The 12,713-nt window shown below is 69.8% G+C and carries 12 protein-coding genes; 10 read left to right on the forward strand and 2 right to left on the reverse strand.

Annotated features, from left to right (window positions below):
- Window positions 1-32: 32 nt before the first annotated feature.
- Both metG and MTES_RS14505 read left to right on the forward strand, forming a co-directional pair.
- Window positions 33-1,607: a methionine--tRNA ligase gene (gene metG / locus MTES_RS14500; RefSeq protein ID WP_013586027.1), complete on the forward strand. Its 1,575-nt coding sequence runs from the start codon at window positions 33-35 to the stop codon at window positions 1,605-1,607.
- A 77-nt stretch (window positions 1,608-1,684) separates the two neighbouring features.
- Window positions 1,685-2,590: a TatD family hydrolase gene (locus tag MTES_RS14505; RefSeq protein WP_043363062.1), complete on the forward strand. Its 906-nt coding sequence runs from the start codon at window positions 1,685-1,687 to the stop codon at window positions 2,588-2,590.
- Window positions 2,591-2,882: 292 nt separating this feature from the next.
- On the opposite strand, the gene MTES_RS14510 is transcribed toward MTES_RS14505, so the two are convergent.
- Window positions 2,883-4,343, reverse strand: coding sequence for a sugar porter family MFS transporter (locus tag MTES_RS14510; protein ID WP_013586029.1), 1,461 nt, complete (start codon window positions 4,341-4,343; stop codon window positions 2,883-2,885).
- Window positions 4,344-4,400: 57 nt separating this feature from the next.
- Here MTES_RS14510 and rsmA point away from each other — a divergent pair, with 57 nt between their 5' ends.
- The gene (gene rsmA / locus MTES_RS14515; RefSeq protein ID WP_013586030.1) at window positions 4,401-5,240 is read left to right on the forward strand and encodes a 16S rRNA (adenine(1518)-N(6)/adenine(1519)-N(6))-dimethyltransferase RsmA; all 840 of its coding nucleotides are present in this window, start codon (window positions 4,401-4,403) and stop codon (window positions 5,238-5,240) included.
- 184 nt (window positions 5,241-5,424) lie between these two features.
- Window positions 5,425-6,360 (forward strand): phosphodiesterase, encoded by a 936-nt coding sequence (locus MTES_RS14520; protein ID WP_013586031.1) that lies wholly within the window; start codon window positions 5,425-5,427, stop codon window positions 6,358-6,360.
- Here MTES_RS14520 and MTES_RS14525 read toward each other — a convergent pair.
- Window positions 6,311-7,891, reverse strand: a complete 1,581-nt coding sequence (locus tag MTES_RS14525; protein ID WP_013586032.1) for a stealth family protein — start codon at window positions 7,889-7,891, stop codon at window positions 6,311-6,313. The two genes, MTES_RS14520 and MTES_RS14525, sit on opposite strands and share 50 nt — an antisense overlap.
- A gap of 113 nt (window positions 7,892-8,004) precedes the next feature.
- Here MTES_RS14525 and mgrA point away from each other — a divergent pair, with 113 nt between their 5' ends.
- The 6 genes from mgrA to MTES_RS14555 all read left to right on the forward strand — a co-directional run bounded on the left by mgrA (window position 8,005) and on the right by MTES_RS14555 (window position 12,701).
- Window positions 8,005-9,072: an L-glyceraldehyde 3-phosphate reductase gene (mgrA, locus tag MTES_RS14530; RefSeq protein WP_043361491.1), complete on the forward strand. Its 1,068-nt coding sequence runs from the start codon at window positions 8,005-8,007 to the stop codon at window positions 9,070-9,072.
- Window positions 9,069-9,995: a 4-(cytidine 5'-diphospho)-2-C-methyl-D-erythritol kinase gene (locus MTES_RS14535; protein WP_013586034.1), complete on the forward strand. Its 927-nt coding sequence runs from the start codon at window positions 9,069-9,071 to the stop codon at window positions 9,993-9,995. Before mgrA ends, MTES_RS14535 begins: the two co-directional genes overlap by 4 nt.
- A gap of 133 nt (window positions 9,996-10,128) precedes the next feature.
- Entirely contained in the window at window positions 10,129-10,431 is a 303-nt protein-coding gene (locus MTES_RS14540; RefSeq protein WP_013586035.1) for a DUF427 domain-containing protein, read from the forward strand.
- A 13-nt stretch (window positions 10,432-10,444) separates the two neighbouring features.
- Window positions 10,445-11,269 carry an ABC transporter ATP-binding protein gene (locus MTES_RS14545; RefSeq protein ID WP_013586036.1) on the forward strand — a complete coding sequence of 275 codons (825 nt, stop codon included), beginning with the start codon at window positions 10,445-10,447 and terminating at the stop codon, window positions 11,267-11,269.
- Entirely contained in the window at window positions 11,266-11,946 is a 681-nt protein-coding gene (locus MTES_RS14550) for an ABC transporter permease (protein WP_013586037.1), read from the forward strand. Before MTES_RS14545 ends, MTES_RS14550 begins: the two co-directional genes overlap by 4 nt.
- Window positions 11,943-12,701 (forward strand): ABC transporter permease, encoded by a 759-nt coding sequence (locus tag MTES_RS14555; RefSeq protein ID WP_013586038.1) that lies wholly within the window; start codon window positions 11,943-11,945, stop codon window positions 12,699-12,701. The genes MTES_RS14550 and MTES_RS14555 overlap by 4 nt, the downstream gene beginning before the upstream one ends.
- The last annotated feature ends 12 nt before the right edge of the window (window positions 12,702-12,713 follow it).

Genomic DNA, 12,713 nt, shown 5'->3' on the forward strand with positions numbered 1-12,713 from the left:
CGGGGTCGGGCGCGCCCCCGTAGAATCCTGGGGTGACTTCCGGCCGATCTTTCTACATCACGACGCCGATCTACTATCCGAGCGACGTTCCCCACATCGGCCACGGCTATACGACCGTGGCCGTCGACACGCTCGCGCGCTGGCACCGCCAGGCCGGTGACGACACCTGGATGCTGACCGGCACCGACGAGCACGGCCAGAAGATGATGCGTGCGGCCGCCGCGAACGGCGCGACGCCGCAGGAGTGGGTCGACAAGCTCGTGGGCGAGTCGTGGTTCCCCCTGCTGAAGACGCTCGACGTCGCCAACGACGACTTCATCCGCACCAGCCAGCCGCGCCACGAGGAGCGCGTCGCGAAGTTCGTGCAGGCGCTCTACGACCGGGGCTACATCTATGCCGGAGAGTTCGAGGCGCTGTACTGCGTCGGCTGCGAGGAGTTCAAGACCGAGGCTGAGATCGTCGACGGCGAGGGACCCTTCGAGGGACTCAAGGTCTGCGCGATCCACTCGAAGCCGCTCGAACTGCTGCAGGAGAAGAACTACTTCTTCAAGCTCAGCGAGTTCCAGGAGCCCCTGCTCGAGCTGTACAAGACGGTCCCCGACTTCGTGCGCCCCGAGTCGGCGCGCAACGAGGTCGTCTCCTTCGTCAAGAACGGTCTGAAAGACCTGTCGATCTCGCGGTCGACCTTCGACTGGGGCATCCAGGTGCCGTGGGACGAGGCGCACGTCATCTACGTGTGGGTCGACGCCCTGCTGAACTACGCCACCGCGATCGGCTACGGCACCGACCCCGAGGAGTTCGCGCGCCGCTGGCCCGCGTACCACGTGGTCGGCAAGGACATCCTGCGCTTCCACGCCGTGATCTGGCCCGCGATGCTCATGGCCGCGGGCCTCGAGGTGCCGCGCGGAGTGTTCGCGCACGGCTGGCTGCTCGTCGGCGGCGAGAAGATGTCGAAGTCGAAGCTCACCGGCATCGCCCCGACCGAGATCACCGACGTCTTCGGCTCCGACGCGTACCGCTTCTACTTCCTCTCCGCGATCGCGTTCGGGCAGGACGGCTCGTTCTCGTGGGAAGACCTCTCGGCCCGCTACCAGGCCGAGCTCGCGAACGGCTTCGGCAACCTGGCATCCCGCACGATCGCCATGATCGAGCGGTACTTCGAGGGGATCGTCCCGCCCTCGGGTGAGCTCACCGAGATCGACCTCGCGATCCAGCGAACGGTGGCGGATGCCGCGACGAACGCCGACGCGGCCATCGAGAAGTTCCGCATCGACGAGGCGATCGCCGCGATCTGGACCATCGTCGACGCGCTCAACGGCTACATCACCGACAACGAGCCGTGGGCCCTGGCGAAGGGTCCCGAAAAGCGCGAGCGCCTGGGTACGGTGCTCTACACCGCCGCCGAGGGACTCCGCGCGCTCGCCGTGCTGCTGTCACCGGTCATGCCGATCGCGACCGAGAAGCTCTGGATCGCGCTCGGGGCGGCCGAGAGCATCGGCAGGTTGCACGACCAGCCGCTGCGCGAGGCCGGGGAGTGGGGCGCGCTGCGTCCCGGCTCGTCGGTCAACGGCCTGTCGCCGCTCTTCCCGCGCGTCGAGCAGGCGTGAGCACGCCAACCCCCGACCCCCGCGCGGTCCCTGAGCCTGTCGAAGGGTCCACCCCCGTCGAACGCCCCCGCGGCACCATCGACGGCGGCGACCCGAGCCAGTACGTCCGCGAACGCTCCACCGACGGCCGGCGCGACGTCAGCTATCCGCCCGCGCCCGAGCCCCTCGGCATCCCCGTCTACGACAACCACACGCACCTCGAGATCGAAGACGGCCCTTCGACGGGCTCAGGGACCGTGGGCGGGCTGTCCCTCGACGAGCAGCTCGAGCGCGCCCTCGCCGTCGGCGTCCACGGCGTCGTCCAGGCCGGCGGCGACGTCGACTCGTCGCGGTGGTCGGCGTGGGCCGCCGACACGCACCCGCGGGTGCTCGCCGCCGTGGCCATCCACCCCAACGAAGCTCCCGTCTACGAGCGGGCGGGGGAGCTGGATGCCGCCATCGCGGTCATCGACGAGCTCGCGGCCGCTCCCCGGGTGCGGGCGATCGGCGAGACGGGCCTCGACTTCTTCCGCACGGAGGCCGATGGCATCCCGGCTCAGCTCCGGTCCTTCGAAGCGCACATCGCCCTGGCGAAGAAGCACGGGATCGCGATGCAGATCCACGACCGCGACGCCCACGACGCCGTGCTCGAGACGCTCGAGCGCGTCGGCGCCCCCGACAAGACGGTGTTCCACTGCTTCTCGGGCGACGCCGACATGGCGCGGATCGCCGCCGACCGCGGCTACTACCTCTCGTTCGCCGGGAACGTCACGTTCAAGAACGCGCAGAACCTCCGCGACGCCCTCGCCGTGACGCCGCTCGAACGCATCCTCGTCGAGACCGACGCGCCGTTCCTCACCCCCGCGCCGTACCGCGGACGCCCGAATGCCCCGTACCTGATCCCCGTCACCCTGCGCTTCCTCGCGGCGGAGCGGGGGATGGATGCCGATGAGCTCGCCGCCCAGGTCGCGGCGAACACGATCGAGGTCTACGGGGAGTTCTGACCCCGCTCGCGAGGCACGAACTCCGCGATGTGCATATCGTCCGTCGGGTGGGGGCGGATGCCGCTGAGGTTGCGCACATCACGGAGGTCGTGTGCGCGTCCCGTCGGCGCGGGAACGACGAAGGTCGGCACCCCGGTGGATGCCGACCTTCGTGGACGGTCGCTCAGCGCTTCTCGTCGTCGAGTCGGGCTTCCTCGGCGCGGTCGAGGCGATCCTTCTCCTTCTGAGCGGCTTCGCGCTCTTCTCGGATCTCTTCGTGGGACTTCGAGTTGTTGGTCATGAGCGTGTCCTTTCAGGCCTTCTTCTCTTTGGGTTTGCGGACGAACAACGTCTCGGTCTGCTCGAGCTCCATGCCCTTGGTCTCGGGGATCTTCCACAGGACGAAGACGAAGGAGAGGGCGGCGAAGAAGGCGTACCCGCCGTACGTGACCGCGAGCGACCAGTCGGCGAGCTGCGGGAAGCTCCACGACACGAGGAAGTTCGCGAGCCACTGCGCACCGGCGGCGACGCCGAGCGCCTTGCCGCGGATGCGGCTGGGGAAGATCTCGCCGAGGAGCACCCACACCAGCGGACCCCACGAGGCACCGAAGCCGACGACGAAGAGGTTCGCCGCGACCAGAGCGACCGGCGCCCAGATGCCCGGGAGCGAGACGTCCTGGCCCGAACCGGTGGCGAACGAGAACGCCAGGGCCATCGCGCCGAGCGACAGCGCCATCAGCGCCGAACCGACGAGCAGCAGGGGCTTGCGGCCGACCCGGTCGACGAGCCAGATCGCGATGAGCGTCACGAGCACGTTGGTCACCGACGTGATGACGCCGATGAGCAGCGAGTCGCTCTCGTCGAAGCCGACCGCGCGCCAGAGGCTCGTGGAGTAGTAGAAGATCACGTTGATGCCGACGAACTGCTGGAACACCGACAGGATGATGCCGATCCAGACGATCGGCTGAAGGCCGAGAGCCTTGCCGGCGAGAGAGGCACCCTTGTTCTTGCGGTCCGTCTCGATCGCGTTCGTGAGGTCTTTCAGCGTCTTGTCGAGGTCGGCGGGCGGGACGAGGCGCGCGAAGATCGCCCGGGCTTCGTCGGCGCGGCCGCGCGCGAGGAGGAAGCGCGGCGACTCCGGCATCGTGAACGCCAGAAGACCGTAGACCGCGGCGGGGACGACACCGACGAGGAACATCCAGCGCCAGGCCTCCAGGCCCCACCACAGCTGGTTGTCGGCCGTGCCGCCCGCGGCCCCCACGAGGAGGGCGTTGCTCAGCAGGGCCGCGAAGATGCCGAGGGTGATCGCGAGCTGCTGGAGCGAGGCGAGGCTGCCACGGATCTGGCGGGGCGCCACCTCCGCGATGTACGCCGGGGCGACCACCGAGGCGATGCCGATGCCGAGACCGCCGACCACGCGCCAGATCGTCAGGTCGAGCACGCTGAAGGTCAGGGCGGCGCCGATCGACGAGGCGAAGAAGAGCACGGCGCCGACCATCATGACCTTGAGCCGGCCGAAGCGGTCCGACAGCGCACCCGCGGCGATCGCGCCGATCGCGCAGCCGATGAGGGCGATCGCGACGACGAAGCCGGTGAGGGTCGGGACCTTCGTGTACTCGGTCTCGATCGACTGGACGGCACCGTTGATGACGGAGGAGTCGAAACCGAACAGGAACCCGCCGACCGCCGCCGCGACCGAGAGCACGATGGCTCTTCGCCCGAACGGGCTCCGCAGGGTGAAAGCGTTCGCGGGGATCGACTGCGTCTGACTCACCCGCTCAACGTACTCCTCTCATGCGGCGGGTGGCGGAAGGCTGACTACAGTGGAACAATGCCCGTTTCCCTCCTCGGTGCCGCCGAGATCCGCCGGCTCGCGACCGAGCTCGACGTCACTCCCACCAAGAAGCTCGGGCAGAACTTCGTGGTCGACGCGAACACGGTGCGCAAGATCGTCCAGGTCGCCGGGGTCTCGGCATCCGATCGTGTCGTCGAGATCGGACCGGGTCTCGGTTCGCTCACCCTGGCGATCCTCGAGACGGGAGCCTCGGTCGTCGCGGTCGAGATCGACCACCGCCTCGCCGCACGCTTGCCCGAGACCGCCGCGGCCCACGAGGTTCCCGCCGAGCGGCTGATGGTCATCGACGCCGACGCGCTGCGGGTCGACGAGCTCCCGGGAGAGCCGAGCGTGCTGGTCGCGAACCTGCCGTACAACGTCTCGGTTCCGGTGCTGCTGCACTTCCTCGAGACGTTCCCGTACCTCCGCAGCGGCGTCGTCATGGTGCAGGCCGAGGTGGGCGAGCGCCTCGCGGCCCCTCCGGGGTCGAAGGTCTACGGGGCGCCGAGCGTGAAGGCCGCCTGGTACGGCTCGTGGCGGCTCGCGGGCACGGTGTCGCGACAGGTGTTCTGGCCCGTCCCGAACGTCGACAGCGTGCTCGTCGCCTTCGATCGGGATGCCGAACCCCGCGGCACCGAGGAGCACCGGCGTCGCACCTTCCAGATCGTGGATGCCGCTTTCCAGCAGCGCCGCAAGATGCTCCGCCAGGCGCTGTCCGGCGTGCTCGGCGGCACGGCGGCCGAGGCCTCGGCGCGGCTCGAGCGGGCCGGCGTCGACCCGACGCTGCGCGGCGAGCAGCTCACCGTCGACGATTACGCCCGTATCGCCGCCCTCTGACGCTTCGCCCCGGGGAGGCCGGGGCACCGGTGTCTTCCGCGTGCCGGCGGAGCGCGCACGACGCGATCAGGCGAATTCGTGTGGCGTTCATCCCACGTTCCCGAAACATGCCGGTAACATTTCAGCCCAACCGGGAGCATCGCGCCGGTCACGAGGTCGTACCCGACGACCCGAGAGGAACGAGATGCGTTACGCCGAGTACCCCAGAGCCGAGAGGGTGCTGCTGCACCTGAGTGACACCCACCTGCGCGCCGGCGGAGCCCCGCTCTACGACCGGGTCGATTCCGAGGCCTACCTGGCCCGTGCGGTCGCCGCGATCGAGGCATCCGGGGTCCGTCCCGACGCCCTCGTGTTCACGGGCGACCTGGCCGACTTCGGCGAGGGGGATGCGTACGACCGCGTCCGCTCGCTCGTGGAGCCGCTCGCCGAGCGCCTCGAGACGCGCGTCGTCTGGGTCATGGGGAACCACGACGACCGTGCCACGTTCCGCTCGCACCTGCTCCCCGGCGACGCCGCCGACCCGACCGCCCCGGTGGACCGCGTCGACGAGTTCGACGGCCTCCGCATCGTCACGCTCGACACCTCGGTCCCCGGGTTCCACCACGGCGAGGTGACGCCCGAGCAGCTCGCGTGGCTCGCGGACGTCCTCGCGACGCCCGCGCCGCTCGGCACGATCCTCGCGCTGCACCACCCTCCGGTGCCGAGCGTGCTCGATCTGGCCGCGTCGGTCGAACTGCGCGACCAGCGAAGCCTCGCGGCCGTCCTGCGGGGTACCGACGTGCGGGCGATCCTCGCCGGGCACCTGCACTACTCGACGTTCGCGACGTTCGCCGGCATCCCCGTGTCGGTGGCCTCCGCCACCTGCTACACGCAGGACCTCATGGTGCCGGTCGGCGGCACCCGCCCGCAGGACGGCGCGCAGGGCTTCAACCTCGTGCACGTCTACGACGAGACGATCGTCCACTCGGTCGTGCCGCTCGGCGCCGCCGAGGAACTGCAGTACGTCGACGCCGCCGAGTCGCGGGAACGTCTGCGCGCGGCGGGCATCGAGGTCCCGGCGAACCGTGGGCTCAGCGGACCGGTGTCGCCGCCGACGACGCCGCTGCCGGTTCTGCGCTGACGGAGGTCTTCTCCCACGGCGCGGCCACGGGGAAGTAGCGCTCGAGACAGGCCCGGAGCGCGGGCACCCGCACCTCCTCGGGGATCTCGGGCACGCTGCCGTCGTTCAGGCAGAACATGTCGGTGTCGCGACGCGAGACGAGGCGCTCCATGGTGCGCAGCGAGTCCAGCTGCGTCGTCTGCACGTACCGCGTGCGCGGCTCCGTCGTGACGACCGCACGGCCCGTGGCCAGCGCGTAGTAGTGGTACAGGCTGTTCGTGACCGAGATGTCGGTCGCGGACCGGAACCGGCTCGCGGCCGTGCGGGCGTAGTCCTCGGCGAACTCCCGCTCGAGCTCGAACGCCACCGAGCGGCGCAGCGGCGTCGCGCAGTGCTCGAGGTCGAGCGTGATCACGCGGCCGAAACGCTCCTTGAGGAGGGCCCGGTTCACACGCAGGCCGTTGTCGTGACCCGAACGGTCGACGTGGGCCGCTCCGCTGCCGATCCGGATGCCGCTCTCGACGAAGCGGCTCACTCCGCCGCCGCTGAAGAACAGCTCCGGCGTCACCGGGCGACCGAAGAACATGTCGTCGTTGCTGTAGAGGAAGTGCTCGGCGAGCCCCGGGATCCGGTGCAGCTGAGCCTCGACGGCGTGGGAGTTGTGCGTGGGCAGCACGGAGGGATCGGCGAAGAACTCCTCGCTGCGCACGATCGTCACCTTCGGGTGATCCGCGAGCCACTCGGGGGTGGGGGAGTCGGTCGCGATGAAGATCCGTCGCACCCACGGCGCGTACATGTGCACGCTGCGCAGGGCGTACCGCAGCTCGTCGACCTGGCGATAGCGCGCGGCGTTGTCGTCGCCGTCGCCCACGACGTAGCCCTGCATGCGCGCGGCGCGCTGACGCTGGAACTCGCTCGACGACCCGTCGACCCACGAGAACACCATGTCGATGTCGTCGATGAACTCCTTCGGGTGCGGGTCGAACATGCCCGCGACCGTCTGCCAGCGCCGGCCGTAGCGCTCGACCTCGACGAGGTCGAGATCGGCGCGGGCGAAGCGACGGCGGGTCAGGGCGCTGGGCCGCGGAGCCTCGACCGTCTTCTCGCCGAAGCGCCAGAACTCCAGGCGCGGAGCGAGCGCCGCCCCGTAGCGGTACGAGCCCTCGGTCGAGGTGCGCGGACGGAAGACGGCGTACGCCTCGACCGAGCCGGGGGAGGGGGCGACGCTGTGGGCGGGGACGGGGTCCTCGCCGCGCGCCTTGAGATACACCGGGCCGAGCTCGGGATCGCGGAGGGCCGCGAGCGCCGTCGCCGCGTGGACCGTGTCGACGACGAGCTTCGGCCGGCGGTTGGCGTCGCGCACGAGCATCACGGAGACGCCGGCGCCCTCGATGGCCTCGGCGACGGTCAGCAGGTCGGTGCGCTCGGCATCCGACGGGGTGGAGGAGTCGTCGACGACGTGCAGGATGCCGTCCAGCATCCGGATATCGGACCGGGAGAGGAGTGCCCGCCAGGGATCGGTGTCGATCGGAAGGGGAACGATCGAGCGCATATGCGGCCTCCTCAGGGGTCGATGGTGGATCCGTACACCGTAGATACTCGGCGTTACGGGAGCGTTTCGGCGCCGGGGCCGAAGCAGGGGGGTGGGCGCGCTACTGTCGAAGAGTGACTGATCCCGCTCGATTCGGCCCGGACGTACCCGACCTTCACCGGCCCTACAGCGCGCGGGATGCGCGACATTCCAGTGTCGCATACCGTCAGGTGGGTCGGAGCGGCCTGTACCTCCCGCCGATCTCGCTCGGGCTGTGGTGGAACTTCGGCGACAACGTGCCGTTCGACCGTCAGCGCGAGGTGCTGCGCCACGCGTTCGACCGGGGCATCACGCACTTCGACCTCGCGAACAACTACGGCCCGCCGTACGGTTCGGCCGAGACGAACTTCGGTCGCATGATGCGGGAGGACTTCGGCCGGTACCGCGACGAGCTCATCATCTCGTCGAAGGCGGGCTACGACATGTGGCCCGGGCCCTACGGCAACTGGGGTTCGCGCAAGTACCTCCTGGCCAGCGCCGAGCAGTCGCTGCAGCGCATGAGCCTCGACTACGTCGACATCTTCTACTCGCACCGCGTCGACCCGGTGACGCCGATCGAAGAGACGATCGGCGCCCTCGACACGCTCGTGCGCCAGGGCAAGGCGCTCTACGTCGGCATCTCGTCGTACAGCGCCGAACGCACGGCCGAGGCCGCCGCCGTCGCGCGTTCGCTCGGCACGCCGCTCGTCATCCATCAGCCGTCGTACTCGATCCTCAACCGCTGGGTCGAGGACGGCCTGACCGAGACGCTCCGCCAGGAGGGGATGGGCGCGATCGCCTTCACCCCGCTCGCGCAGGGACTCCTCACCGACAAGTACCTCGGCGACGGCCAGGCCGACCGTTCGCAGAAGCGCTCGTCGCTTCCCGACCGGATGCTGACGGATGCCGCCCTCTCGGCACTGCGCAGCCTGAACGTCATCGCGAAGGAGCGGGGGCAGACGCTGGCCCAGATGGCGCTGCAGTGGGTCCTTCGCGACGAGACCGTGGCATCCGCCCTCATCGGCGCCTCGCGGACGCAGCAGCTCGACGAGAACCTCGCGGCCCTGGACGGCCCGGCGTTCGACACCGAGGAGCTCGAGCGCATCGACGCGCTGTCCGAGGCCGCCGACGTCGACCTCTGGCGGACGTCGTCGACATCATGAGCTCCCCCGAATCGGTCCGCGTCCGGGCGCCGGGGAAGATCAACGTCTTCCTCGAGGTCGGCGACGTCAAGGATGACGGGTACCACGATGTGGCCACCGCGTACCAGGCCGTCTCGCTGTACGAGGAGATGACGGCGACGGCCGCCGACGACATCACGATCGAGGTCGTCGCGCGCGGCCCCGTCGACGTCGAGGGCGTGCCCACCGACGCCCGCAACCTCGCGGTACGGGCGGCTCGCCTGCTGGCCGAGACCGCGGGGATCGACCGCGGCGCCCACCTGTCGATCGTGAAGGCGGTACCCGTGGCCGGCGGCATGGGCGGCGGTTCGGCCGACGCCGCCGCCGCGCTCGTGGCCTGCGACGCGCTGTGGGGTCTCGGGATGCCGACGTCGGAACTCGTGCGGCTCGCGGCACAGCTCGGAGCCGACGTTCCGTTCGCGCTCCTCGGGGGCACGGCCGTCGGGACCGGGCGTGGCGACGAGCTCAACCCCGCGCTGGCCCGCGGGCGCTTCGACTGGGTGCTGGTGCCGAACGAGATCGGGATGTCGACGCCCGTCGTGTACGGCGAACTCGACGCGCATCGCGAACGCCACGCCGTCGACATCGGTCCGGCGCCGCGCGTCCCGGCGGTGGCTCCCGAGGTGCTTCACGCCCTGCGGCAGGGCGACGCCGAGATGCTCGCCGCCTCGCTCCGCAACGACCTGCAGGCTCCCGCCCTCCACTTGCGGCCCGATCTTGCGCGGGTGCTCGAGCGCGGAGAGAGCTCGGGGGCCCTCGCGGGCCTCGTCTCCGGGTCGGGCCCGACGCTGGCGTTTCTCGCGGCCGACGAGGAGTCGGCGATCGACCTGCAGGTCACGCTGAGTGCCGCCGGACTCGTCGCTCTGCACGTCCACGGACCCGTCGGCGGCGCCCGCGTTCTCTGAGGATCCCGCACCCTAGACCAGCCCGTCACACGGGGCAATGTTCGATTCGCGCAGCATCCGCCCGGTTAGCCTCTCGGGAGGTGGTCGATCACCGCTGGGTGCCGTGCCCGCGGGGCCACGAAGGGGGTTCGCCATGAAGGCAGTGCTCGATGGCGTCGTGATCGCCGAAGCCGACCGCGACGACGTGGTGTCGATCGAGGGCAACTGGTACTTCCCGCCGCGCGCGGTGCGCGAGGGTGCCCTGAACGAGAGCCCCACCCCCTACACCTGCCCGTGGAAGGGCGAGGTCCAGTACTGGAACGTCTCGCTCGATGGCGCGGAGCTCGCCGACGGCGCCTGGTCGTACCCGGACCTGCGCCCCGGTGCGGTGGAGCGCGTGGGCACGGACTTCGCGGGATACGTGGCCTTCGACCGCAAGGTCGTGGTCTCCGACTGAGGTCGGGCACAGCATGATCGAGTTCTCGACCGTTTCGAAGGTCTTCCCCGACGGCACGCGGGCCGTCGACGAGTTCAGCCTCGTCATCCCCTCGCGCAAGACGACCGTGTTCGTGGGATCCTCCGGCTGCGGGAAGACCACTCTCCTGCGGATGATCAACCGGATGGTCGAGCCCTCCGCGGGCACCATCTCGATCGACGGCGACGACATCGGCGGCAAGGCTGCGGTGCAGCTGCGTCGCAGCATCGGCTACGTCATGCAGAACTCAGGCCTCCTGCCGCACTTCACCGTGGCGGACAACATCGCCACCGTCCCCGTGCTGCAGGGCCAGAACCGCAAGGCCGCCCGCACCCGGGCGCTCGAGCTCATGGAGACCGTCGGTCTCGACACGGCGATGGCCGACCGGTACCCGAGCCAGCTGTCGGGGGGACAGCAGCAGCGCGTCGGCGTGGCCCGCGGACTCGCGGCCGACCCCAACATCCTCCTCATGGACGAGCCGTTCGGTGCCGTCGACCCGATCGTGCGCGACGAGCTGCAGCAGGAGCTCTTGCGCCTCCAGAGCGAGATCGGCAAGACCATCGTCTTCGTCACGCACGACATCGACGAGGCGTTCCTCCTCGGCGATCAGGTCGTGATCCTCGAGAAGGGTGCGCACATCGCGCAGGTCGGCTCTCCGAGCGAGATCGTCGAGAACCCGGCATCCGATTTCGTGGCGAGCTTCATCGGCGCGGTGAAGGGCAAGCGGGCCCTCCACCTCAAGCAGACCCCGAACGGCACCGTCGTCGTGGACGCCGAGGGACGCACGCAGGGCGCTCTCGTGGAGGACTCCCGCCCGTGAACTGGGTAGGCAACAATCTCGAGCTGATCGGGGAGCTGGCCCTGGTGCACCTGCGTCAGAGCCTCATCGCCCTGGTCGCCGGCTTCATCCTGAGCATCCCGATCGGATGGGTGGCGTGGCGGTACCGCCTGGTGCGGAGCAGCGTCATCACGATCACCGGGCTGCTCTACACGATCCCCTCGCTCGCGCTCCTGATCCTCGTCCCCGTCATCACGGGCTGGTACAGCATCATCAGCGAGAACAACCTCATCGTGGCGCTCGCCATCTACGCGGTGGCGATCCTCGTGCGCGCGGTGGCCGACGGGCTGGATTCGGTGGATGCCGGAGTGCGCCAGGCCTCCACGGCGATCGGCTACGGCTCGTTCCGGCGCTTCTGGGCGGTCGAGTTCCCGCTCGCGGGTCCCGTGGTGCTCGCGGGGCTCCGCGTCACCTCGGCCAGCACGATCGCCCTCGCGACGGTCGGCATCCTCGTCGGCATCCAGAATCTCGGATACCTGTTCACCAACGGCCTGCAGCGGCGGATCATCCCCGAAGTGTTCGCTGGGGTCATCGCCGTCGTCGTCCTCGCCCTCGTCATCGACCTGCTGCTGGTGTTCGCCGGACGACTGCTCATGCCGTGGACGCGTGGCACCCGGACCGTGTCCCGCATCTCGAATCGGACGTTGGTGAAGGCGTGAATCTCGTCGGCGACGCGTTCGCGTGGATCTTCTCGGGCGACCAGAGCCCGTTCGACCCCCTCGGCCGGGCGTTGGGCGTGCAGCTGCTGTACACGGTCATCTCCGTCGTCGTCGCGGGAGCCATCGCCATTCCGCTCGGCTGGTTCATCGGCCACACCGGAAAAGGGCGCGAGACAGCGGTCGCGATCTCCGGCGCGGCGCGCGCCATCCCGTCGTTCGGCCTGCTGATCCTTCTGACGCTGCTCCTCGGGGTGCTGCACAAGCCCGAGGCGGCGGTGATCTCGTTCGTCATCCTCGCGATTCCGTCGCTCCTCGCCGGCGCGTACACCGGCCTCGAAGCGATCGACCGCCGCGTGATCGACGCGGGACGCTCGATGGGTATGACCGAGATGCAGATCTTCTGGCGCATCGAGGTCCCGCTCGGGCTTCCGCTGCTGATCGGCGGCATTCGCGCGGCGACCCTGCAGGTGCTCGCGACCGTGACGATCGCGGCCTACATCGGCCTCGGCGGGCTCGGGCAGTACATCATCGCGGCCATTCCGCTCCGCCGCTTCGACATGCTGATCGGCGGCGCCATCCTCGTCGCGGTGCTCGCCCTCGTCACCGACGGGCTCTTCGCCATCCTCCAGCACCTGGTCGTGCCCCGTGGCATCCGTGTCGCCGGTTCCGCCCAGCCGCAGCGGCGCTCCGCCCGTCGGCGGCGCGCCGAGGCCCTCGCCGTGGGAGCGCCCGCCGCGCCCGCTGCGTCCCCCTGACCCACCCGATTC

Source organism: Microbacterium testaceum StLB037 (genome assembly GCF_000202635.1).
Taxonomy (GTDB): Bacteria; Actinomycetota; Actinomycetes; order Actinomycetales; family Microbacteriaceae; genus Microbacterium; species Microbacterium testaceum_F.

Coding starts and splice junctions, on each gene's coding strand:
- rsmA (WP_013586030.1), top strand. CDS start 4,401: ATGCCCGTTTCCCTCCTCGGTGCCGCCGAGATCCGCCGGCTCGCGACC.
- MTES_RS14520 (WP_013586031.1), top strand. CDS start 5,425: ATGCGTTACGCCGAGTACCCCAGAGCCGAGAGGGTGCTGCTGCACCTG.
- MTES_RS14525 (WP_013586032.1), bottom strand. CDS start 7,891: ATGCGCTCGATCGTTCCCCTTCCGATCGACACCGATCCCTGGCGGGCA.
- MTES_RS14535 (WP_013586034.1), top strand. CDS start 9,069: ATGAGCTCCCCCGAATCGGTCCGCGTCCGGGCGCCGGGGAAGATCAAC.
- MTES_RS14540 (WP_013586035.1), top strand. CDS start 10,129: ATGAAGGCAGTGCTCGATGGCGTCGTGATCGCCGAAGCCGACCGCGAC.
- MTES_RS14545 (WP_013586036.1), top strand. CDS start 10,445: ATGATCGAGTTCTCGACCGTTTCGAAGGTCTTCCCCGACGGCACGCGG.